The following is a 23,900-nucleotide window of genomic DNA, read 5'->3' as shown; positions in this document are numbered from 1 at the left end:
TTTTATTGTATAATTATACTAGAAAAATAATTAGGAGGAGTAAATATGAGCAACTTTAATGAACGTGCAAAAGACTGGGATACAGAATCAAAAATCGAACGTAGCAATGCAATTGCCCAATCAATAAAAAATAATATAAAATTAGATACAAATATGAGAATTTTAGACTTTGGATGCGGTACTGGATTACTAATTTTTCCATTAATAGAGAAGATCGGGTCAGTTCATGGTATAGACCTGGCTCCTAATATGTTGGATATTTTAAAAGAAAAAGGTAAAAAATACAAAAATTTAACTACAGAACTTACAGGAATATTTGAAATCACCTCGACCTTTGATCTTATTATGAGTTCTATGGTTATGCACCATATAAAAGATATAGAAAAGTTAGCAAAAAAACTATATGATTCTTTAAACCCTAATGGGATGATAGCCATTGCAGATCTGATGGAAGAAGATGGTTCATTTCACAGTTCATTGGATGGAATTTATGCCTTGGGATTCTCAAATGAATTTTTAGAGAAAATTTTTAAAGATGCAGGATTTAAAGAGATAAAAGTAGTTGAAAATATTTTTGTTATCGAAAAAAACAATAAAAAATATCCATTATTCTTACTCGTAGGGAAAAAATGATAAAAAAATATAAGATAACTCTTGCAAATAAAGAACGAGAGCTCATAATAATCAAGAAAAAAAAGAAAAATATTTCCCTTCAGGTAAAACCATCTATGGAGATCATTTTAAGTATCCCTATGAGGATATCCTACTCCTACGGATTAAAATTAATAGAAGAAAAATCTGCCTGGATAGAGGAAAAATTGGAAAAATATTCCTCTGCATCCAATAATTCAGGGACCTATTATTTGGGTAAACTCTATTCAGTGAAGATAAAAAAATCTGAAATTCCTATAAAAGTAGTAGGGGAAAATATAATTGCCAATAATTCTGAAGGGTTTGATTTGCTCTTAAATGAGTGGTATCAACAAAAAATAAAAAGGATTTTAGAGATCTACCTTGAAAAATATACTAAACTTATGGAACTTTATCCAAAAAAAATTAAAATTAAACCATTGAAGTCTGCCTGGGGAATCTGTTATTCCAGTGGAACTATTACTTTCAACCTTAACCTTGTAAAAGTTCCACTAAACGTTATTGAATATTTGGTGGTACACGAACTAGGACATCTAAAACACCCTAATCATTCCAATGAATATTGGGAATATATAGGCAAATATATAGAAAACCCAAAATCTTACCGTAGATGGCTGAAAAAAAATGGATATAAATTTATATAAGGAGGAAACCTTATGGGATAGATGAACTTATTAAAAAAAAAGAAGAAATTGCATATAGAATAATTAAAGGGGATTTTAAAGGTAAGATCCCCTTTAGTGTTACCGAAAAAAAAATTAATAAAATATTTAAAGTTAAGGGAAAGCGGTATGAAAGACATAAAATTATAGATTCAAATTTTACCTATGCCGACTCTCAATGGATAAAACATCTATTTGAGCATCGCTGCTTTAATTGCGGAAGTAAAAAAAACCTGCAAATAGACCATCATCTACCTCTGTCTCTAGGGTATGGTTTAAAAATAGATAATAAATATAACGCCGTTCTCCTCTGTAAAAAATGCAACAACCAAAAGAGCAGCCTCCTACCTACAAAATTCTATACTCCATCTCAGCTTAAAATTTTGGAAACCTCTTATGATATTTGTACTCACAAAGGTAAACATACAGCTGATTATAAAAACATCAATATTGAAAATCTCATAGAGAGCTATGAGAAAACACTGAAAAATAAGGCTTTACTATATTTAGATTATTTGGATTATTTATGGAATCAGAAAAAAATATCTAAATACAGGCTAAAAAAAGATTTTTTTTATAAGATCTACTATATTAAAGATCAAAATCTGCAAATAATGTACGGGGAAATAAAATATAAATTTTTTTTAGGAAAAGTAGATATCAATGGCCTAGAGATAAGTTTGAAAGATATTAAAGGGGTGATCTTATGGAGATGTCATTAAAGATATTATTTAATACTATCGGTGGATTAAGCATCTTCCTCTATGGGATGTTTCGAATGTCTGATAGTATACAAAAATTAGCGGGGCAGAAACTAAGAAACATCATAAATAGTATGACTTCTAATAGAATCATGGGATTAGGTGTAGGAGCTACTATCACAGCCATTATTCAATCTTCATCTATCACAACGGTTATGGTAGTAGGGTTCGTAAATGCGAACCTCATGACTCTGAGGCAGGCCATAGGCATAATTTTAGGTGCAGATATAGGAACTACTATTACAGGATGGCTATTAGTTTTAAAGATCGGTAAATATGGCTTACCTATAGCAGGAATTGGTATCTTTATTTTTCTTTTTCATAGATCATCTAGATGGAAGCAAAGAGGCAATTTGATCCTAGGAATCGGTATGATCTTCTTTGGATTAGAACTGATGAAACTCGGAATCAGACCCCTTAAAGATCTTCCTGCATTTATAGAACTCTTTAGTAAATTTGAAGCCTCTAATTTTCAAGGTGTTATCTTATCTGCTGTCATGGGAGCGCTTCTTACGGCTATTTTACAGTCATCTTCAGCTACTATAGGAATAACTATGGCTATGGCAAGTCAAGGGCTTCTAAGTCCTAACAGTGCCGTTGCTCTAGTCTTAGGAGAAAACATAGGAACTACTATCACAGCTTTTCTAGCATCTCTTACTGGATCTACCAGCGCTAAAAAAGCAGCTTATGCTCATATCAGTATAAAGATAATAGGAGTTTCAATCATTATTCCACTATTTTTTTTCTATGTTAAATTTGTTGCTTCCATAGTCAGCCCAGAAGAAAATATAGTTAAATATATTGCAATTTCTCATACTTTATTTAATATTTTTATCGCAATATTGTTTTTACCATTTACAACTAAATTAGAAAAACTACTCAATTATATTGTCCCAGAAAGTAAAGAAAATTTGAATTTAGAAGTTGATGACGACAATTTAGCTAAAGTTCCATTTATTGTTCTAGAAAAATCTAAACTTTTAATCTCTAAGATGAACGATATATATTCTTCTGCTTTTCATGATTTTGGGATACTTATGTCGGATGATTCAAAAAAATGTAATAGATGTGTGGATGGATTATTTAAAGCTGAACGGGAATTAGATGAAATTCAGATTATTATAACCGATTCACTGACCTCTGTTCTTAGACACAGCGATTCCAATAAATCCGTCTTAGAAGTGAGATATTATTTAGAATTAGCAAATTTTTATGAGTCTTTAGGAGATTATGAAGCCAGTCTAGCTAAACAATATCTGCAATTGAAAAGAGATGACCTGCATTTTCATCCTAACAGAAAAAAGGCTATCTTAAAAATACACTCTTTGATAGATAATATAAATTCTGAATTTTCTGATCTATTAAAATATCCAGATAACAATAAAATAAAAGATCTCATCAAAAGATCTGAAGATATTAACCAAATCTTACAATTTAATAAAAAAAAGGAAAATACTATGGAAATTCATATCTATTTTAGAATAATGGAGAAATTTAGGAGGATAAACAGACATCTGTTATTTGTAATCAGGTCTGTTGAAAAATATAATAACCTTTAAAATTGATTCCATTCCCTTCTATCTGGGAAGAGCTTTATAATTAACAGTCTAATTTTAGCATTAGCTTCGTTTGAAATAGCGTAAAAATGAAGTATAATCAGATTATTAAAATAAAAAAAACGAGGTGATATTGTGGAACTAAAAAAAGAACTTGGATACATGGATGTATTTAGTATTTCATCTGGAGCAATGATAAGTTCAGGAATATTTATATTGCCTGGAATAGCCTTTAGTAAGGCAGGGCCAATGATGATTTTAGGTTATATATTAGGCGGTTTAATTGCATTTGCAGGAATATTGTCTATTATTGAACTTACCACTGCTATGCCGAAAGCTGGTGGAGATTATTTTTTTATCGTAAGAACCTTGGGCCCTCTCATAGGGACCATCTCTGGAGTCCTCAGTTGGTTTGCAATCTGTTTGAAAACTGCTTTTGCAATCTTTGGTATAGCAGGAGTTATAGGCGGAGTTATCTATGGGAATAATCTAGATCACCATACTCTGGTTATTATCTCGGCTATTGTTACCTCTGTCTTTTTATTTTTAAATATTATAGGAGTAGAGATAGCCAGTACCTTTGAGGTTATTTTAGTTGCAGGCTTACTCTTATTAATGGGACTCTTTATAGCTGTTGGAATGTTTAATATCAATCTTGATTTTTTTACTCCTTTTATTCAAATATATGATTTAGTGGATAATAAATTGGAATTAGTTGCCAGTGGCGGACCTTTTTCATCTTTAGGAGCAGGAGTTATAATATCTACAGCAGCTTTTATCTTTGTATCCTTTGGTGGACTTTTGAAGGTTGCTTCTATCTCTGAAGAGGTAAAAAATCCAAAAGTTAATATTCCTAAAGGAATGATCTCCTCAATAACAGTTATAACTGTTATTTATGCAGCTACATTATTTGTTACTGTAGGAGTATTACCAGGAAAAGAACTAGCCAATTCACTGACTCCTATTGCCGATGCTGCACGAATATTAGCTGGAAAGCCAGGATATATAGTCCTAACTATAGCATCGCTTTTAGCCTTTATCTCTACAGCAAATGCAGGGATCATGGCAGCTTCTAGATATCCACTGGCATTGAGCCGGGATAAATTATTTCCTAATTTTGTAGGGAGGGTTAATAAAAAATTTAAAACTCCTACAGTAGCTATTATATCAACTGGGATACTCATAGTCGAATCTTTATTGTTACCACTTGAAACACTAGCTAAAACAGCATCAGCTGTTATATTAATGACATATATTCTTACTAATTTATCGGTGATTATAATCAGAGAAAGTAATTTATCTAATTACAGGCCTTCCTTTATAACTCCTCTCTATCCATGGATTCAGATATTTACCATATTTGTATTTTCATATTTTATAGCTCAATTAGGAATCTCGGCTATAGAATCTAGTATCGGTCTTGTCCTTATAAGTTTGATTATCTATTTCACCTATGGAAAGAAAAATTCTAGCAAGGAATATGCACTGTTACACCTTTTAATTAGAATTACCGATAACCTTAAATTAGGACATAACTTAGAGAGTGAGCTCAGAGATATTATCCACCAAAGAGATGATGTAGAACTTACAGAATTTGATAAGATAGTCATAGAAGCTCCCATCGTAGACTTAAAAGGTTTTACTAGTTTAGAAGAATTAATCGTGTTAGAAGCTGAAAAATTTTCTACTATCTTAGGGAGAAATCATTTGGAACTAGAAAACCTCTTTTTCGAAAGAGAAAATGAAATAACTACGGCTATATCCGGCTTTACAGCTATTCCACACATTGTTATAGATGATATAGATACATTCCATATGGCTGTATTCAGATGTAAAGATGGTATTAAATTTAGTGAAGAGCATCCAGAGATAAAAGCTGTATTTTTATTTGTCAGCAGTCCTAAATTAAATAAATTACATCTTCAAACTCTAGCATCTATAGCAACATTAATTAAAGATGATAAATTTCAAGAAAAATGGTTAGAGGCTAAAGACGAGAATTATTTAAGGGATCTAATTTTACTCAGAAAAAGAAAAAAGAAAAAAAGAAAATAAATATTTTTAGAAAAACGTCACTAAATTTTTGTGACGTTTTTTTATTTAGAATAACTTTATAATTCTTAGTTTTTCATTAATATATTAGTTTTTTCTTAACAAAATAGTTTGAAATGTTACAAAAATAGAGTATACTTAGATTATTAAAATATATTAATGGGGTGAGATTATGGAACTAAAAAAAGAACTTGGATTTATGGATGTATTTAGTATTTCATCTGGAGCGATGATAAGTTCAGGGATATTTATATTACCTGGAATAGCCTTTAGTAAGGCAGGTCCAATGATGATTCTAGGTTATATCTTAGGTGGATTAATTGTACTTGTAGGTACACTGTCTGTTATTGAATTGATCACTGCAATGCCAAAAGCCGGTGGAGACTACTTTTTTATAATGAGAACCCTCGGCCCTCTTATAGGAACTATTTCTGGAGTACTCAGCTGGTTTGCAATCTGCTTAAAAACTGCTTTTGCAATCTTTGGTATAGCTGGGGTTATTGGTGGAATATTGTACGGAGATACTATGGATCATCAAACATTGATCATCATCTCCTCTTTAGTCACTACAGTATTTTTAATTTTAAATATTGTTGGAGTTGAAGCAGCCAGTAAATTTGAAACTATTATAGTGACAGGTTTATTATTATTAATGGGAATTTTTATAGCTGTTGGAATGTTCAATGTCAATCTTGATTTTTTTAATCCCTTTGTCCAAATTTATGAAGTTGTAAACGACAAATTAACCTTAGTGAGTTCAGGTTCACCTTTTTCTGCTTTAGGTGCAGGTCTTGTAGTCTCTAGTGCTGCTCTTATCTTTGTATCATTCGGAGGACTATTGACTGTAGCATGTGTCTCTGAAGAAGTTAAAAACCCTAAGAAAAATATTCCTAAAGGGTTAATCTCTTCTATTATTGTAATAATATTTGTATATGCCGCTACATTATTTGTTACCGTAGGTGTTTTGCCAGGAGACGAGTTAGCAAATTCACTGACTCCCATTGCCGATGCTGCAAGGGTCTTAGCAGGAAACCCCGGATATATTGTTATTACAGTAGCTTCTCTATTAGCCTTTATCTCTACAGCAAATGCTGGAATCATGGCAGCTTCTAGATATCCATTGGCTCTCAGTCGTGATAAATTATTCCCTTCATTTGTAGGTCGAGTAAATGAAAAATTTAAAACTCCTACAGTAGCTATTATATCTACAGGATTACTTATGGTCGGGTCACTATTATTACCATTAGAAACATTGGCAAAAACAGCATCAGCAGTAATACTAACGACATATGTCCTTACTAATCTGTCGGTAATTATCATCAGGGAAAGTAATTTAGAAAATTATAGACCATCTTTTATAGCCCCTCTATACCCATGGGTTCAAATATTTACTATATTTGTATTTATATCTTTTATAGCTCAATTAGGAGTCGCTGCCATAGAATCTAGTATCGGTCTTATCCTTATAAGTTTAATTATTTATTTTATCTATGGAAAGAAAAATTCCAATAAGGAATATGCATTATTACACCTTTTGATCAGAATTACCGATAACCTCAAATTAGGTCATAGCCTAGAGAGTGAACTACGGGATATTATTCATCAAAGAGATGATGTTGAACTTACAGAATTTGATAAGATAGTTATGGATGCTCCCATTGTAGATCTAAAAGGTTTTACTAGTTTAGAAGAATTGATTAAAGTGGAGGCTGAAAAATTTTCTACTATATTAGGGAAAGATAATTTAGAATTAGAAAATCTTTTCTTTGAAAGAGAAAATGACATAACCACTGCAATATCAGGGTTTACAGCTATTCCACATATTGTTTTAGATGATATAGATTCATTCCATATGGCTGTATTTAGATGTAAAGATGGAATTAGATTCAGTGAAAAACACCCAGAGATAAAAGCTGTATTTTTATTCGTCAGCAGCCCTGAACTAAATAAATTACATCTACAGACTCTGGCATCAATAGCATCATTAATTAAAGATGATAATTTCCAAGAAAAATGGTTAGAAGCTAAAAATGAAAACTATTTAAGAGATTTAATTTTACTTAGGAAAAGAAAAGAGAAAAAAATAAGTAAAAATGAGAGTTACCAAAAAAATCTGCAAACAGAAAAATAGTCCTATTGAATAAATTATTAATGCAATAAAAATTTATTAAAAACGTCACGAAAAATTTCGTGACGTTTTTTAATTAAACTCAATTTTTTTATCAAAACACTCTAACCTTCTAGAAAAAAAACCTTAAAAAAGGATTTTAAATCAATGCATCAGTTAGGTATACAGAAAATAAATATTTATTATTTTGGTATATCTTTAAAACATTTAGATCAAAAGTATTATATCTTAAAGTTACTATTTTCCCTATATATGCTTTCAATACTTCATCACTGTATAAATTATTTTTAAAACGTATTCCATAATTTTGAATCTTTCTATCTGCACTTTCGAACAAAAAATCTAATTTATTAAGATCGAATAATTTATTCCCCTCTGGAATATTTTTTAAAACACCGTTACATATATATTTTTCAAGATTATAATTTAAATATTTAATAGAAAGTGGTTCCCCCTTAAAAATATTTATAATATCTTTTTCTAAAAATCTAACAAATTTTGTTATCTCTTTATTTTTTTCTAGAGTCCCATTAATATTTATGTTTAATTCCTTCAAAATTTTAAAAAACTTTTCTTTATTTTTCATCTTAAAATCATCTATAAATATATTTTTAGGCTTTACTAAATAGTCTTCTACCCTGTTTTTTATAATGGTCTCCCTAATAAGCATGAGATAGTGTTCTTCCATGACTTCTCCAGTATATATCTTATAGTTTAATATACTATCATCATAAACATCATATACGATCACTATGGTAGCAATACCTTCATTAATATTTAAATTTTTAATGTGCAATTTCTCAGTGGATACCCTATATATATCATTTGGCTTCTTTATATTAGTTAAGTTCTTATTTACATATTTTTGACTGAATGGGTCTAAATTAGTAGCCATTCTATATATAGTATTGTAACTTAACTTAGTGATATTTTTATTTTTAAAAGCAGCTAAATAATTATTATAAAGAGTTGTTATATTTATGTTTGGATTTTTTTTATGTTCTTTCATTATATATTCCATAGTTTCATCATCAGCTTTTCTAAAACTATCCTTATCACTCCTAATTTTTTTAGAGAGACCTTTGGTACCAAATTCCTTATATGCCTTTATCCACCTCTTAAGGGTACTATATGGGATATCATGTTCACTGCTGAGTTCTTTCAATTTTTTTTCCTTTTTTAAAAAAGGCTCTATTATACTATACTTATCTTTTTTCATAACTACTCCTAATCTTAATTCGTACAAAACAGTTGATAACTAATCATTTTATCTTGATTTTATGATAATTAAATAAATAAGTCAAATTTTTATATAAAATGTTAACAACCGCTTAATTATTATTTTTTAATAATAACCTATCTACGTCAATAAAATAGTGATTCTTTTTCATTTTTTTGAAAAAAGGCTCATTTTTTTTCAAAAAAAATGTTGACTTTTTTCTAAAAAAGTTTTATTCTAAAGCATGAAGCAAAAAAGACTTGAAAGTTCCCAATTAGAACAACTAGATAAAAAATAAATCAAAAATATACACATTAACATCAAAAATGTAATAATTTTAAAGGATTTTTATTTTCTAGGAAGGAAAACAAGTTTAAATTTGTAGATAATTATTATCACTAAAATATATAATTTAGGAGGAAATGAAGATGAAAATGTTTGCACAATTATCAAGAGTCGGAAAAGCACTAATGACACCTATCGCAATATTACCAGCAGCCGGTATATTCTTAGCAGTAGGAGCACATGCGGATATACCATTAATGAAGAATGCAGGTGACGTTATATTTGGAAATCTACCATTACTGTTTGCAGTAGGAGCAGCTATAGGTTTAGCAGGTGGAGATGGAGTCGCTGGTTTAGCAGGTATTGTCGCTATGTTAATTATGAACGTTACTATGGGAAGTTTAACTGATGCAGCAGCAGGAGTAGAAGCAGGGAATAAAGCATTCGCTTTAGTTCTTGGTACACCTACACTTCAAACTGGAGTATTCGGTGGTCTTATTGCAGGTATTATCGGAGCGACTATGTATAATAAGTTCCATAAAACAGAATTACCTCCATTCTTAGGATTCTTTGCAGGTAAAAGATTAGTTCCTATCATGGCAGCTGTAGTAGGATTTATCGTTGGTATGATCATGCCTTATATCTGGGTACCAATCCAAGGTGGATTAGAATCATTATCTATGATAGCCAATGATCCTAATAACTCAAACTTATCAACATTTATATTTGGTCTAATAGAAAGAGCATTAATCCCATTCGGATTACACCATATCTTCTATTCTCCATTCTGGTTCCAATTCGGTGAATATACAAATGCCGCTGGTCAATTAGTTCAAGGAGATAACAGAATTTGGTTTGCAATGTTTAATGATGGAGTTAGAAACTTCTCATCTGATACTTATGTAGGTGCAGGTAAATTTATGACTGGTAAATTCCCATTCATGATGTTTGGACTACCAGCAGCAGCATTAGCTATGTATCATGAAGCAAAACCTGAAAGAAGAAAATTAGCTGGAGGTATCTTATTCTCAGCAGCATTAACATCATTTTTAACAGGTATCACTGAACCAATTGAATTCGCATTCTTATTCGTAGCACCAGTTTTATATGGTATTCACTGTGTAATCGCAGCGACATCATTTATGGTAATGAATATGTTAAATGTTAGAATCGGTATGACATTCTCAGGTGGAGCTATCGACTATGTTTTATTCGGACTTTTACCAGGAATCAGAGGAGATTTCGACAACAACTGGTATATGGTAATAGTTGTAGGGTTAGTCTTAGCTGTTGTTTATTACTTCCTATTCAGAGCTGTTATCAGAAAATTCGATCTTAAAACTCCAGGTAGAGAAGATGAAGAATTAGAAGAAGAAGTAAAAGTAAGCGGAAGTGAACTATCTATCTTAGTTATGGCTGCTTTAGGTGGTAAAGATAACTTAGTTACAATCGATGCTTGTATTACAAGACTTAGATTAGAAGTTAAAGATGTAAACGCAGTAAACGATAAAGAATTAAAAAGATTAGGAGCTTCAGGAGTACTTAAAGTTGGTACAAATGGTGTTCAAGCAATCTTTGGAGCAAAAGCTCAATTTATAGCACAAGATTTAAAAGGTATGTAAATAGATAAATTAAAAGGGTTCTTAGGAACCCTTTTTAATTTATCTATTTTTCTTGATGAGTAAATCATTCATGTAGTTTTAAATAATAAGTAAAATACGATAATTTTTGAAAATTATTACATATTTTTTTTTAAAGAAACAATTCAAATAAAAATATTTTGTTGACAACTCAAAAAAATAATCGTATAAACATGATGAAGCTAAAAAGGGGGCCCACCAAAATGAATTCAATGAACGACGAAAATCAATCAATTTATAGAATAAAAAATTTAAAAAAAAGCTACAGAAAAAAAGAAGTATTGAAAAATATAAATCTTGAAATAAAAAGGGGAGAGATTATAACTGTTATAGGAAAAAATGGAGCCGGAAAATCAACACTGTTAAAAACAATGATGGGGCTTATAAGTTATGATTCAGGAAGTATAAAGTTTAATAACAAAGAGGTTTTATCCTATGGACATAATCTCTATAAAGATCTAGGAGTTATTTTAGAGGGACAGAATAATTTATACAGCTATATTACTGCAATGGATAATTTATATTATTATGGCGGACTTTTAGGCCTAAAAAAACGTGAGATAAAAGAGAAAGGGGGAAGCCTTTTAAAAGAATTAGATCTTTATGAGCATCGAAATAAAAAAGCTGGAGATCTTTCCACTGGAATGAAACAAAAGTTAGGAATTGGAGTAGCCCTATTGGGAACTCCTAAGGTTTTATTTTTAGATGAACCCACTTTAGGTCTTGATCTAATCTCCACTAAGGAATTAATTAAAAAATTGAAAGGACTGTCTAAAAATCATAATATTTCAATAATCTTAACTTCCCATGAAGTATCTACTGTAGATGAAGTTTCAGATAGGATAGCTTATTTAAATAATGGAGAGATAGAGTTTTGTGCTCATATCGATGAATTCAAAAAGAAATTTGCAAAATCTAAAAAAGTAATCAGTGTGAAAGGTGTCTTAAAAAATGAAAAGGAGTTTATATCTCTAAAGCAGAGTTATTTAAATGAGATTACTAAGATCTATATAGACGAAAAGAATGACTCCAATGAAATTTTAGCTGATCTTATAAAGCATAGGTATGAAATACTGGATTTTTCTTTAACACAAAATGAACTTGAAAATGCAATTATAAACTTAAGTAAGGGAGAAAAGAAATGAGAATATTTTTAACTGAGTGCAAAAGGTGTATTTTAGAAATAAAGGCATACAGTGCCGGATATATCAGTGAAATGCTGATGACAACAATTATATTTTTTGGACTTATGCAGGGATTAGGAGATCATTCAAAAAGTTACTATCTGACTTTTATTTATTGGTATTTAGCCAGCGGGATCATATCCAATGGATCTATTTCAACATCTCAAGAGAAACAAACAGGAACTCTTCAGCAGCTGCTTTTAAAACCAGTTTCTTTTTTAAAAATAATAACTTATCGAAATATCTTTTGGCTGGGATTTTCTTTATTTCAAATATGTTTTGTTATTTTGATAGGGATTTTGACTATCCAGCTCAAGCTTTACTTTGATCGGAAAATTATATTGATAAGTCTTTCGCTTTTCATAGCTCTTCAAGGTCTTGGTTATATAATTACGAGTATGACAATAAAAACGGCAAAGATAGGAAACTTTGTATCTATTATTTCTTATATACTTCTTTTTACCAGCGGGGGAGTTGTTCCTAACTCAAGTCTTCCTAAGGTCATTCAGTGGATTAATAATTTTCAGCCTTTAGCACTGGCTATAAAAGCAACTAAAAGTATCATTGATTATGGAGAAACCCCTGTAGATTTGATTGTCAGGTTGATTTTTGTAAGTATGATCTATTTTATACTGGGATTAGTAATATACAGAAAGATCTATAAAAGTGGTAAAAAATATGGGATAGATAATAATTATTAAGATCCAATATATAAGGAGAACTATATGAAAATAGGAAATTTTACAAAACAAAATAACTTGACTAAGGATACGATCAGACATTATATAGATCTTGGAATTCTTAACCCTAAAAAAATAAATAACCAATATAATTTTACTGGTAATGATCAGAAAACACTAGATCAGATTCTACGTCTAAAATCTTTAAACTTTACCTTAAGTGAGATTAAAAATATTATTTTAACTAAAAAACTAGGAAACCTTGATTCAAAAACCAGTTCTTATTTATATAAAAAATACTACCTCCAAAAAAGCGGGGAAATAAAAGAAAAAATTAAATCTCTAAAAGAAATTGATAAAGAGCTTAACAAGGAAATTGAAAGTTTACTTCTACAAGAGGAAAACTCTAAAATAAAGATAGGTATCCCTTTAAACAGTCTTCATCTATTACAGTGTCCTGTCTGTCAGTCTGATCTCGAAATTTATAGGGGAAATATAGAAGATAATCAAATTTTAGAAGGGGTTTTAAAATGCAGCTGTCAAAAAGAGTATCTAATTAAAAATGGAATTCTTATTGTTTCTCATACTCCTTTTGAAAGTAACTATGATTATCCTAAAGACTTTTTATTAAATTATATTGATAATACCAGGGATGAGTTATTAGAGAATGTTTATAAAAACTCAGAGTGGTTTTCTAATATAATCCCCAACAATTTTTTTAGAAACAAGATTTTATTGGAGATAGGAAGTGGAATAGGTTTTTTTCTGAATAATATCTATGATGATCTAAGTGAAGACACTACTTATATTTCTGTAGATTTAAATTTTGATTCACAAGTTTTTCTAAAAAAAAACCTTGAAAATAAAGGACTTAAGAAAAATATAATTTTTATCTGTTCAGATTTTAAAGAGATGCCAATAAAGACAGCTAGTATTGACATTCTCGTAGATTATCTAACCAGCAGTAATTTTTCCTTTAGAAATAAAGAGTTTCTTATGGAAAAAGTAGATAGATATTTAAAAAATAACTCATCTCTTTTAAGTGGGTATATTATCTTTGAAAAATTTAAAAATAATTCACTTATCAAACCAGATTTCAGGAAATATTTAATCTTAAAAAATATTGAAACTAAGCTATTTGAAATGAATTATAAGGTTTTATCCCAAAAGCACCTCCCTTCCTTTTTTATTGATGGAGAATTAGGGAAATATGAGGATTTTACCGTTCCCGGAGAAATAATTTCAACATATCTATATTTTGGTAAAAGGTAGGGTTAACCCTACCTTTTAGCATTTTTATTATTAATTTTCTTTATTTTAGCTGTTGCGGTTGCCTTACCTCTATATTCTATAATGAGGTTAAGACAATAAAATATTAGGGAGGAAAGAGATGAATAGTTATTTAAAAAATAAATTGATATATTTTCCGGGGATATTTATATCTCTACTGGGATCGGTATTATTTTCATTTGCCACAGGGATGTATTTATTAGATGTAACCCATCAGGGGACATCGTATGCTTTTAATATAATATTATACACAATACCGGTTGTTGTTTTATCACCGATTTTTGGGATATTTGTAGACCGGTACTCCAAGAAAAAACTGATAATCCTAGGAGACCTCTTAAATGCTCTTTTGATGTTTGGAATCTTCTACATGTGGAACTATATAGATAGCATCACTTTAATCTACACAGGTACTGTACTTACCAGTATATTTTCTCTTCTTGTATCCATAGGGTTTGAAAGTGGGAAACCTCAGATGTTTGAAAAGGATTGGCTGGTAAAGGCTAATTCTTTATCATCTATAATCAGTTCTGGAAGCAGGATAGCGGGGCCATTCTTAGGAGGACTGATATATGCATTTATTGATATAAGAAGCTTTGTTTTATTCAATGGGATTTCGTTTTTATTTTCTATGATTACAGAAATATTCTTAAGTATAGAAGAAGTCAAAACAGAAACAGAGAAAAAAGAGAAGATGTCTTTGACCAAAGGTTTCAGATATATGATGCTAGATAAAAAATTAAAAAAATATGTTGTTTTATTAGTCATTTTAAATTTTTCATTTCCCATGGCAATAATAGTTCCTATTCCATATCTCATTACAAATTATTTTCAATATGGAAGTAAGGTCTTAGGTGGGATACAGTCTATGTTTTCCATAGGATTGATAATTGTAGCTATGATAATGGGGAAATTTAACCTCAAATTGACACTTAAACTAATAAAAGTATTATTTATTGGATTTATAGGAGTAAATATTTTATTCTTAATTCCAATATCTGTGAGTTTAGAGCAGATGGGAACAACAACAATCTATGCCATTGGAATGTTCCTCACAGGAGGAGTGATTGCTTTGGTAGATATCCCCTTATTGACTTATTTTCAGCAGGAGATACCGGATAATATCAGAGGACAGGTAATAGGTCTGTTCATTGGAATTATAAAAACAATAATGCCTATAGCACTATTATTATCTGGGAAAATCATCGATATGAGTACACCAAGTTACAGTATAATTTTAGGGGTAATTCCCATAGCAGTATCATTGGTATTTTTACTGTTAACTCCTCAAAAAGAAATAGGTATAGAGGAGGGGAATGTAGGGGCAATTTTCAAATAGGGGAGTTTTCATTGAAAAGAATTTCTTATATCTCTTGGAAAAAACAATGAATTAAAATTCCAAAGTTTAATGTTTTACAAAGAAATTAGTTGAAATTAATAAAATAGGATACTCTTTAAGTAAAGAGAGTGGGATACTCTCTTTTTTTGAAGAAAGGATAATATCACTGAATTTATAAAAAAACTTGATATTTATAGAAGGAGTATGGATCATGATTAGGGCAGTCGGAGAGTCAATAAGTCGAAATTTTAAAGAGAAGAAATTCAGGTTTTCACTGGAGAGGGTGAATAAAAAATATATAACTTTGGTAGGAGTTTCAGGAATATTAGGAGTCCTGTTAAATTCATTTTTAACACTATATCTGATTGAAAAAGGATTGAGTTTTTCTCAAATAGGGCTGCTGTTTTCAGTGTATTTAGGAACAACAGCTGTATTGGATTATCCCACAGGAGGATTGGCGGATAAATATGGGAGAAGAAATATATATATCGTGGGGAAACTTTTCACCAGTTTGTCATATTTTATATTGTTTTTTGGTATTTCTTTTGAGTCACTTATTTTTTCCTATGTTTTAAAGGGCATCGGGAGTTCCCAGCTCAGCGGTTCACTTATAACCTGGCTTGGAGATACAGAGGATAAAGAGGCTTATAAAAATACACTTTTAAGAACAAAATTAATTTCTAGTGTTATTAAGTTAATTGTTCCCATTATATTTATCTATCTGAAACTTAAAAATATAGGCTATTTAATATTATTAACAGCCATAGTGGATATAATTATATCTATCTTCGTAATCATATTTTTTAAAGAAAATTATGGAAGTTCGGATAAGTTAAGGAAAATATATATGAATGTGATCAAGCTGACCTTAAAGGAGGGTAAGTTGAGGTATATTATATGGATTAATATTGCCATATATACATTTTTTACAATTTTTATATTTACCTGGCAGCCCATTGCAAAAAATATTTTAGGAGATATAAAGTATATCCCTGTACTTTTTGGAATATATTCTATTTTTTTGAGTTTTGGTTCTTATTTTATTAAATTATTTCATGAAAATACCGAAAAAATTAGTTTTTTTATATTTTTTAATATGGCTTTATCCTTTGTTTTTTTCAGGATATCCAATACTGTACAGAGTATAGTTCCACTTATATTAGCATTGATTTTTTTTGGTCTGGCAAGCGGACTAGGGTATATCCTGAATTCAACATATATTAATAACTATGCACCTTCAAAGTATAAAGCTTCAATTTTTTCTTTAGTGAGCAGTATAGCAACTATAGCAACTTTTTTTATTCAGATTATTTTAGGGTATATTATCGAAAAAAGTGGATTTAACAGTTCATTTTTAATAGGCATTGTTATTTCATCTCTATTACTAGGGAACATCCTTCAAAGAAAATTTAAGAGGGATTAAAAAGAAAAAGGATAGAATCACAGAGTAAAAAACTTGAAAAAGAGTTTTATTTTTATAGAAGAACTCCTGACTTTAACAGTATTAAAGTCAGGTTTTTTTATTTACAAAAAAATTAAAAATAATAAAGGAGGAGTAATACTTTTGAAGTAAATTTTTATAGAATATTATTATTCAAATATTTAATATATAAAGTCAAAATTAATAATTCTTGACATTTGTTATCATTTATTATATCATTAAACAAAATAGTACGGTATCGTACCATTTGGATTAGAGGTAGTTCAATTGAGAATTTCAAAAGAAATTACTATGGAAGTTTTAATCAATAAAAATTAAATATTTAGATAAGAGGAGTTGGAGAGATGAATTTTAAAGCTGTAAGAATTTTTGAAGAAGAGGGTCAGTATATCCCAAAAATTGTAGAAAGAAAGATAGAAAATCTTCCAGAAGGAGATGTAGTTATTAAGGTTTTGTATTCGTCTTTAAATTATAAAGATGCACTATCTTGTACAGGAAATAAAGGGGTAACGAGAAATTTTCCACATACACCGGGAATAGATGCTGCAGGTATTGTTTATTCATCTGAAAACCCTGCTTTTAAAGCAGGTGAGGAAGTTTTTATCACTGGATATGATCTAGGGATGAATACAGATGGAGGATTTGGTGAATATATAAGAATCCCTTCTAGCTGGATAGTAAAAAAACCTAAAAATTTAACTTTAAAAGAGGCAATGATCTATGGGACAGCTGGATTTACCTCAGCATTGTCTGTCTATGAGTTAATTTCAATAGTAGATCCTGAAGACGGACCAATACTTGTAACAGGAGCTTCTGGAGGAGTAGGAAGTCACACAGTTAAGTTTTTGGTTAAATTAGGCTATGAAGTAGTAGGTGTTGTTCAAAATGAAGAAAAAAGAAATTTTTTATTGGAATTAGGAGCTAGTGATACCCTTACCAGAGATGAATTTAAAGATACATCTAATAAAGCAATGTTGAAACAAACTTGGGCAGGAGTTATTGATACAGTAGGAGGAGATCCTTTGTCGACTGCTATCAGAACCTTAAAATATGGTGGTGTTGTCACTACTTGCGGGAATATAGCAGGAGGAAATATTGACAATATGAATGTTTATCCTTTTATTTTAAGGGGAGTACGTCTCATTGGAATTGATTCTGTACAATGTCCTCAAGAAAAGAGAGAGGAAGTATGGAGGTTGTTAGCTGAGTCTTGGAAAGGAAGTCAGTTAGAAAATGGAATTGAAGAAGTTCAATTGAATGAGATATTAGGAAAAGTGCAGGACATGCTAAATTCAAGGCTGATTGGAAGGGTAATTTTAAAACATTCAAAATAAATATAAATAAAGACCTCCCAGCTGGGAGGTCTTTATTTATATTTAAGAAAAAAACTTAGGTCAGTTAGGCGAGAAATAGTTTAAATGTTTTTATTAAAGTTCAAATATATATTTATTTCTGCCGCTTTCCTTAGCTTTGTAGAGAGCTTTATCAGCTTCTTTTAAAAATAAATGAGAATTTTGATTTTTAACTATCTTAGAACTTTTTATGCCCATACTAACTGTTACTTTTCCAAAATAAGAATCTTCGTGTTTTAGATTGCACATCTCTAATTTATTTTGGAATTCATTTACCAGACGTATAGTTTCTTTTAAAGGGGTCTGATATAAAATTATTAAAAACTCCTCCCCTCCGTACCTGCCGGCTATGTCTCCCTCTCTTTTAAAAACTTTTTTTAGAAGTTTTCCAATTATTTTTAAAATCCGATCACCTTCAGGGTGGCCATACCTATCATTATATTTTTTAAAAAAATCTATATCCATCATAATGAGTGTTAATACACTGTCAGATCTTTTAGCACTTTTAAATAAAAGGTCATACCCCTCATCTAGAAATCTTCTGGTAGCCAGACCTGTTAAATAATCTGTGTATGCCAGCTTTTCTAGTGCAATTTTTTTATTTTTTATATCATTTTTTTGCTCTTCTACTTTAACCATGAAGTTATTAAATGCTCTGAGAACTTCATCCATCTCATTCCCTACCTCAGGATATACAAGGAGCTTATATTTTTGATTTTCTTTTATAGAGATAATATGGCTATAAAGTGATACAAGAGGAGCAATTAATTTTTCATTTAATCTATTTCTTACAAAGAAAATAAAAAAGAACGAAAGAATAATCGGGGTCATACCTATCCAAAAATTTAATAGGGCTCCCTTGGAGATACTGTCATCTACTGTCACCTTTATGATGTAGGCTATATTGTGAACACTTTTCATATAAGGGACGTAATATAACCTCTTACCGCCTTCTATTCGGTGAGAATAAAAATCTAATTCTTTTTTTGAATCAATAATTTTCTTTATAAGTTTTTCATCATTTTCATTGGGGATATAAATTTGCAACAATAAATTATTTTTTATCTTTAAATCAAATATGTAGTCTTCATCTATTTCCTTAATAAATAAAAGATGTCCAATGGATCTGCCGGTACCATCGTTATGTAAAATAACATGAGAAAAAAACATATAGGCTTTTCCAGCTATATCCATATACCCTGATACTGTTTTGACTCTATTTTTACCGCTGGGCTGGCTGCTGAGAAAATATTTTTTTCCCTTCAATGAGATGGCGTTTTTTATATTTGTTTTGGAGATAGAATAATTGATAACTTCGTTTTGCTTCTCATCATAGATAGCAATATAATCTAATCCAAAAAGTTTTAAGGAATCCTCTGCAAAAAGGTCATTTAAAAAAATTTCTTTTTCCTTCCTACTCATAGTTCCATCCATACTTTCATATAGTGTATCCCATTCTGAGTTATCCTTTAGGATTGAGGAAAGATGATCAAATTGTTGTGATGTAACTGAAAATAATTTATTTATATCCTGCTTATGTTTTTCTCTGGTAGCCCTTTTAAGAGCAGGAATAACAACCAAAATATAAGAACTTATATAGGTAAAGGTCATTATGCATACGAGAGAAAAGAAATATTTTTTCATAGAATTTTCTAGATTTTTTTTCAATGAAATCCTCCATTATTTTTTATATAAATATTTAAAATCTCCAAATATAAGGTTTTATCAGAAGTAAATAGCTATAAATCTTTATTTATTTTATATTTAATACTGTACTTATTATTAGTATACTACTTATTTTTTCAAAATTGAATAAAAAAATAGATTTTGAAAATATAATGACTGCAGTTTAAAGGAATAGAAACATAAAATTTTTAACACATCAAAATAAAGTTGCGGCCGCAACAAATAAAGTTGCAATTGCAACAATATTGTTGTACTATATTAAAACAGTAAAAAATTAATTGGAGGAACTTATCATGAAATATTTAAAACAACTAAAAAATATTTATTTTATAATACTTGGAGTTTTTATATTGACCTTTATTATATCTGCAGCTTTGGCTTACTATACTCCCTATTCAGCAAGAGCAAGTATTGAATACAGCCTTTATCCTATCTATAGTGAAGTTAACGGGAAAATAACTGAAATTTTAATAGATGATGGAGAATGGGTGGAACCAGGAGCTCCTCTATTTAAAGTAGATGATAAAAAATTAAAATTGAAATTGGAAGAATTGACATATCAATATAAAGATCAGCAAAATCAATTAAAAGCTATGGATTATAAGATAATGGAGGCTAAAAAACAACTTCTAGAAGCTAAAATCACCTTACATTATACAAAGATCAATTATGTCAGATATAAAGAACTCTATTTAGAAGAACTAATAGCTAAAGTTGAATTTGAGGATTGGCAGCTAAAATATAAACTATCCCAGAAAAAAGTCGAAGCAGTTGAGTTTATGGTTAATTCTTTAATTGAAAAAAGGGGAGAAAAATCTTCAGACAATGAAATACTTAAATCTATTAAAACTCAAATTGAATTAGTAAAAAAGGATTTAAAGGATACAGTGGTAAGATCTCATTTTTCAGGTTATCTATCAATGCATCAGCTTTTTAAAGGTCAGATGGTAAATACAAGTACCAGTTACGGTTATATCTATAATAAAGATAATTTAAATATTTATGTAGACTATATGGAGAAAAGTCTAAATAATTTTAAATCCGGACAAGAGGCTCTTATCATTTTTGATTCTGTTCCTGGAAAAATATTTAAGGGGTCTATCGATAAAACAGTCTCAATAATGCAATCAGGTTATACCTCTCCTGATAAACTTTACACAATAGAAAAAGACACCAGGTGGATCAGAGCTTCCGGACGGGTAAGGGTAAAAATAGTTTTAAATGAAGAACTTTCAGAAGGTATAAATATAAGTTCTGGTTCAAAAGGAGCAGTAACCATTATAAACTCCAACCATAAGATTTTATCAAAAATAGCGTGGGTATGGATAAAACTAATGAGTTTTGCTAATTATATTTATTAGGAGGGTGCTATGGAAAAAGAATTGAAAAATTTATATAGAAGACTTCTCTTTACCTCTGTATCAGGTATTACCCTTTCTAAATTATTTCATTTTATCAACCCCATGGTTTTATGTATCTTTCCTTTAATTATAACTTTGGGAATGAAAAAATATAATTTTAAGGAGTTATTTTTTAAAATTAAGATAATTTGTTTAGGATTTTATATAGGAATGTTAAATGGCCAAATATTTGATGGATTTCCTTTTTTGCAGAGTATAGCAGCATATGCTATATTTATCACTGTATTAAAATTGTTTGCACATAAACATAATTGCGGGAATGCCCTTATGTTTATTATGACTTTTAATTTGTCATCTATTTTTGGAAGTTATATTGAATCTTCCTATGAAATATTAGTTTATCAATATTGGTTTCAAGCTTTATGGGTATTTATCATTGTGACAGCGGGCTTTTTTCTTTTTCCAGGCAGGGGAAAAAGTGATGAACCTCTTCCCTGTGAAGTGGCTAAGATGACAGATAAAGAAATTATTTTTTATGCTTTTATACTCCTCATTATTTGGGAGTGTTTTATGCTATTTGAACTGCGGTTTGCATTTTTTCCTTATATTATTATTATCTCTCTCTTTAGAGATTTTGATATAAAAAAAGCAAAATTTAAAGCAAAAGAAAATATCAAAGCATACACCAAAGCCTGTATTATAACGACCATTTTTAGTCTGCTTATTTTTGGAATGAATGAAAATATTTTTTTATTAGTATCAGGGCTGTTTTTAATCTTTATACCTATAATTAAAAGGGCAATATGTCCTAATCATCCTAAAAAAACATATCATAATATGAAAATGGTTACAGGGATTATTGTTCCATTAACACTTTATTTATCAACAGATGGTGCTGCATTGTATAAGTCTACACTGAGAGCATTTTTATTGAGCAGTGCTATGTTGTTTATGATCTTTATTTTTGGATTATTTCAAAAGGATTGATTTATTTATTTATTACCTATACAATAGTTATAAGGATTAACTAAAAAGAGGTGGAATATTTTGAAAAAAAAATTTGAAATTATGCAATATATAGCAGCAATCTACAGGCACCAAATGACAGTATTGAATCATAATCTTACAGAGTCTGGGATAACAGCAGGAACATATCCATTTCTTGTATCCATAAAAAGAGATCCAGGCCTTTCTCTAATGACACTCAGTAAATATTTAGTGATAGATAGAGCTACTACGACTAAAGCTGTTACTAAGCTTTTGAAGAGCGGATTAATAGAAAAAATACCCGATGCTAAAGACAAGAGAGCTTTTAATCTCTATTTGACACCTAAAGGAGAGAAAGCTTATAAAGTAATTAAAGTTGAAGCGGCTGATTTTTTGAAAGATATGGTAAAAGAGATCCCAGAAGAAGAGTATCTTCAAACAATAAACACATTGGATCAAGTTCTTAAAAATATAAAAGATATGCACAATGAAATAAAAAAAGAGTGTTAAATTAAACACTCTTTTTTCATGTGATTTTTCAAATCTACATTATATTAACTAAGTTTAAAAAATTATTTTAGAATTTGTAATTAACTCCTGCCGTATACCAAAACATATCTATATTTTTATTCTCTTTATATGTTCCTCTATCATATTCTCTATCCTGCCAGTCATAAGCTATACCACCATCTATCGACCATTGATCGTTAATTTTATAAGCTGCTAACAATTCTGCTCTTACTCTATAGTCACTTGTATAATCATAAGTTTTAGATGTTTCTGATAGATCTCTTAGTAATGAATATCTAACTCTAGGCATAATTGTTAACTTATCTGTCGCTTGATAAATCCCCATTAACCTAACTTGATGATCATACATAGTTTCATCATTATTATTATAAAATTCTCCTGTTGAATAGACCGTTGGTCTTAATGCAAAATTATCTGTGATTGAAAATGTTGGACCTAAATCTCCCTCATAATAATTACCTTTATTTTTAGCTCCATTAGTACTATCTACATCATGTCCTACTACAAACCAACCAGAAACATATTGATATGAAGAGTCTAATCCTAACTCTACCCTGTCTCTATTTCTATTTTGTTCTGCTGCATATGCATCTCTTTTTTTTGTTCCCCTTTCACTTCTATACTTAAAAGCAACCCCAATTTTTGGTGTAGCTTGATATCTAATTTTATAATCTACTCTTGTATTTTGATTATCTGCTCCATCAGAATTAATATGTCCAGTTCCTCTCTGCTCTACATTTAAGTGATAACCCCAATTCCCCTTAACAGCATTAATTCCTGTCCCAAACATCAAAATATTTTCACTTTCTCCAAAATCCTTAGATCCTAGATCATACTTTTCTTTTTCTATATAAGTTCTAGCTGAGATTTGCCATTCTTCTCCTTGATTTCCCTGTTTTATTATTTCTGCTTTTCCACTATCTTCTACTACAAGTACTGTATTTGCTAATTTTTCTTTCAAACTTAAATTTTCTGCCTTTAACTGTTCTAATGTCTGAGGTGCCTCCTCTGCAAAAGTATTAGTACCTAAAAATACAATTAATCCTAATATCGATAATTTTTTTTTCATCTTCCCCTCCATAATTTAATTAATAT

At 29.9% G+C, this 23,900-nt stretch carries 19 protein-coding genes; 16 read left to right on the top strand and 3 right to left on the bottom strand.

Annotated features, from left to right (window positions below):
* Positions 1-45: 45 nt before the first annotated feature.
* The 6 genes from K337_RS0114885 to K337_RS18710 all read left to right on the top strand — a co-directional run bounded on the left by K337_RS0114885 (position 46) and on the right by K337_RS18710 (position 7,813).
* Positions 46-633: a class I SAM-dependent methyltransferase gene (locus K337_RS0114885; protein ID WP_028857300.1), complete on the top strand. Its 588-nt coding sequence runs from the start codon at positions 46-48 to the stop codon at positions 631-633.
* A complete protein-coding gene (locus K337_RS19395; protein ID WP_028857299.1) occupies positions 630-1,295 on the top strand; it encodes a M48 family metallopeptidase in 666 nt (221 codons plus the stop codon). The genes K337_RS0114885 and K337_RS19395 overlap by 4 nt, the downstream gene beginning before the upstream one ends.
* Complete coding sequence (locus K337_RS20490; RefSeq protein WP_084140944.1) at positions 1,286-2,035, top strand: HNH endonuclease; 750 nt, start codon at positions 1,286-1,288, stop codon at positions 2,033-2,035. Before K337_RS19395 ends, K337_RS20490 begins: the two co-directional genes overlap by 10 nt.
* Complete coding sequence (locus K337_RS0114870) at positions 2,020-3,633, top strand: Na/Pi cotransporter family protein (RefSeq protein WP_051251822.1); 1,614 nt, start codon at positions 2,020-2,022, stop codon at positions 3,631-3,633. Before K337_RS20490 ends, K337_RS0114870 begins: the two co-directional genes overlap by 16 nt.
* 132 nt (positions 3,634-3,765) lie before the next feature.
* Positions 3,766-5,685, top strand: coding sequence for an amino acid permease (locus K337_RS0114865; protein WP_037029980.1), 1,920 nt, complete (start codon positions 3,766-3,768; stop codon positions 5,683-5,685).
* Between the two features lie 169 nt (positions 5,686-5,854).
* Positions 5,855-7,813 (top strand): amino acid permease, encoded by a 1,959-nt coding sequence (locus K337_RS18710; protein ID WP_051251821.1) that lies wholly within the window; start codon positions 5,855-5,857, stop codon positions 7,811-7,813.
* Between the two features lie 136 nt (positions 7,814-7,949).
* On the opposite strand, the gene K337_RS0114855 is transcribed toward K337_RS18710, so the two are convergent.
* Positions 7,950-9,029 carry a Mu transposase C-terminal domain-containing protein gene (locus tag K337_RS0114855; protein WP_028857295.1) on the bottom strand — a complete coding sequence of 360 codons (1,080 nt, stop codon included), beginning with the start codon at positions 9,027-9,029 and terminating at the stop codon, positions 7,950-7,952.
* A 428-nt stretch (positions 9,030-9,457) separates the two neighbouring features.
* On the opposite strand from K337_RS0114855, the gene ptsG reads away from it, so the two are divergent.
* The 7 genes from ptsG (at position 9,458) to K337_RS0114820 (ending at position 18,222) form a co-directional block, all read left to right on the top strand.
* Positions 9,458-10,936 (top strand): glucose-specific PTS transporter subunit IIBC, encoded by a 1,479-nt coding sequence (ptsG, locus tag K337_RS0114850; RefSeq protein WP_028857294.1) that lies wholly within the window; start codon positions 9,458-9,460, stop codon positions 10,934-10,936.
* A gap of 221 nt (positions 10,937-11,157) precedes the next feature.
* Positions 11,158-12,099 carry an ABC transporter ATP-binding protein gene (locus tag K337_RS18705; protein WP_051251820.1) on the top strand — a complete coding sequence of 314 codons (942 nt, stop codon included), beginning with the start codon at positions 11,158-11,160 and terminating at the stop codon, positions 12,097-12,099.
* Positions 12,096-12,839: an ABC transporter permease gene (locus K337_RS0114840; protein WP_028857293.1), complete on the top strand. Its 744-nt coding sequence runs from the start codon at positions 12,096-12,098 to the stop codon at positions 12,837-12,839. Before K337_RS18705 ends, K337_RS0114840 begins: the two co-directional genes overlap by 4 nt.
* Before the next feature lie 24 nt (positions 12,840-12,863).
* Positions 12,864-14,090, top strand: a complete 1,227-nt coding sequence (locus tag K337_RS0114835; protein WP_028857292.1) for a MerR family transcriptional regulator — start codon at positions 12,864-12,866, stop codon at positions 14,088-14,090.
* A 118-nt stretch (positions 14,091-14,208) separates the two neighbouring features.
* A complete protein-coding gene (locus K337_RS0114830; RefSeq protein ID WP_028857291.1) occupies positions 14,209-15,447 on the top strand; it encodes an MFS transporter in 1,239 nt (412 codons plus the stop codon).
* 211 nt (positions 15,448-15,658) lie between these two features.
* Positions 15,659-16,870 (top strand): MFS transporter, encoded by a 1,212-nt coding sequence (locus K337_RS0114825; RefSeq protein ID WP_028857290.1) that lies wholly within the window; start codon positions 15,659-15,661, stop codon positions 16,868-16,870.
* A 362-nt stretch (positions 16,871-17,232) separates the two neighbouring features.
* Positions 17,233-18,222, top strand: a complete 990-nt coding sequence (locus tag K337_RS0114820) for a YhdH/YhfP family quinone oxidoreductase (RefSeq protein ID WP_028857289.1) — start codon at positions 17,233-17,235, stop codon at positions 18,220-18,222.
* A 93-nt stretch (positions 18,223-18,315) separates the two neighbouring features.
* On the opposite strand, the gene K337_RS19390 is transcribed toward K337_RS0114820, so the two are convergent.
* The gene (locus K337_RS19390; protein WP_051251819.1) at positions 18,316-19,908 is read right to left on the bottom strand and encodes a sensor domain-containing diguanylate cyclase; all 1,593 of its coding nucleotides are present in this window, start codon (positions 19,906-19,908) and stop codon (positions 18,316-18,318) included.
* Between the two features lie 311 nt (positions 19,909-20,219).
* Between K337_RS19390 and K337_RS0114810 the strand changes: the two genes are divergently transcribed.
* Genes K337_RS0114810 through K337_RS0114800 form a run of 3 tightly spaced genes read left to right on the top strand, consistent with a single transcriptional unit; the run spans position 20,220 to position 22,784 of the window.
* Positions 20,220-21,287, top strand: a complete 1,068-nt coding sequence (locus K337_RS0114810; protein WP_028857288.1) for an HlyD family secretion protein — start codon at positions 20,220-20,222, stop codon at positions 21,285-21,287.
* Positions 21,288-21,296: 9 nt separating this feature from the next.
* Positions 21,297-22,274, top strand: a complete 978-nt coding sequence (locus tag K337_RS0114805; protein WP_028857287.1) for a DUF2955 domain-containing protein — start codon at positions 21,297-21,299, stop codon at positions 22,272-22,274.
* Positions 22,275-22,334: 60 nt separating this feature from the next.
* Complete coding sequence (locus K337_RS0114800; protein ID WP_051251818.1) at positions 22,335-22,784, top strand: MarR family winged helix-turn-helix transcriptional regulator; 450 nt, start codon at positions 22,335-22,337, stop codon at positions 22,782-22,784.
* 67 nt (positions 22,785-22,851) lie between these two features.
* Here the strand turns inward: K337_RS0114800 and K337_RS0114795 are convergent, their stop codons facing one another.
* A complete protein-coding gene (locus K337_RS0114795; RefSeq protein WP_028857285.1) occupies positions 22,852-23,874 on the bottom strand; it encodes a TonB-dependent receptor in 1,023 nt (340 codons plus the stop codon).
* Positions 23,875-23,900 lie beyond the last annotated feature (26 nt).

This window comes from Psychrilyobacter atlanticus DSM 19335, from assembly GCF_000426625.1.
Lineage (GTDB): Bacteria > Fusobacteriota > Fusobacteriia > Fusobacteriales > Fusobacteriaceae > Psychrilyobacter > Psychrilyobacter atlanticus.
Note: the sequence above shows the minus strand (reverse complement) of the source record. Positions and strands in the feature narration are given on the sequence as shown.

Bases quoted from the DNA above. Each gene is read 5' to 3' on its own strand.
- K337_RS0114885 (WP_028857300.1), top strand. From the start codon at position 46: ATGAGCAACTTTAATGAACGTGCAAAAGACTGGGATACAGAATCAAAA.
- K337_RS19395 (WP_028857299.1), top strand. From the start codon at position 630: ATGATAAAAAAATATAAGATAACTCTTGCAAATAAAGAACGAGAGCTC.
- K337_RS0114870 (WP_051251822.1), top strand. From the start codon at position 2,020: ATGGAGATGTCATTAAAGATATTATTTAATACTATCGGTGGATTAAGC.
- K337_RS18710 (WP_051251821.1), top strand. From the start codon at position 5,855: ATGGAACTAAAAAAAGAACTTGGATTTATGGATGTATTTAGTATTTCA.
- K337_RS0114855 (WP_028857295.1), bottom strand. From the start codon at position 9,029: ATGAAAAAAGATAAGTATAGTATAATAGAGCCTTTTTTAAAAAAGGAA.
- ptsG (WP_028857294.1), top strand. From the start codon at position 9,458: ATGAAAATGTTTGCACAATTATCAAGAGTCGGAAAAGCACTAATGACA.
- K337_RS18705 (WP_051251820.1), top strand. From the start codon at position 11,158: ATGAATTCAATGAACGACGAAAATCAATCAATTTATAGAATAAAAAAT.
- K337_RS0114840 (WP_028857293.1), top strand. From the start codon at position 12,096: ATGAGAATATTTTTAACTGAGTGCAAAAGGTGTATTTTAGAAATAAAG.
- K337_RS0114835 (WP_028857292.1), top strand. From the start codon at position 12,864: ATGAAAATAGGAAATTTTACAAAACAAAATAACTTGACTAAGGATACG.
- K337_RS0114830 (WP_028857291.1), top strand. From the start codon at position 14,209: ATGAATAGTTATTTAAAAAATAAATTGATATATTTTCCGGGGATATTT.
- K337_RS0114825 (WP_028857290.1), top strand. From the start codon at position 15,659: ATGATTAGGGCAGTCGGAGAGTCAATAAGTCGAAATTTTAAAGAGAAG.
- K337_RS0114820 (WP_028857289.1), top strand. From the start codon at position 17,233: ATGAATTTTAAAGCTGTAAGAATTTTTGAAGAAGAGGGTCAGTATATC.
- K337_RS0114810 (WP_028857288.1), top strand. From the start codon at position 20,220: ATGAAATATTTAAAACAACTAAAAAATATTTATTTTATAATACTTGGA.
- K337_RS0114805 (WP_028857287.1), top strand. From the start codon at position 21,297: ATGGAAAAAGAATTGAAAAATTTATATAGAAGACTTCTCTTTACCTCT.
- K337_RS0114795 (WP_028857285.1), bottom strand. From the start codon at position 23,874: ATGAAAAAAAAATTATCGATATTAGGATTAATTGTATTTTTAGGTACT.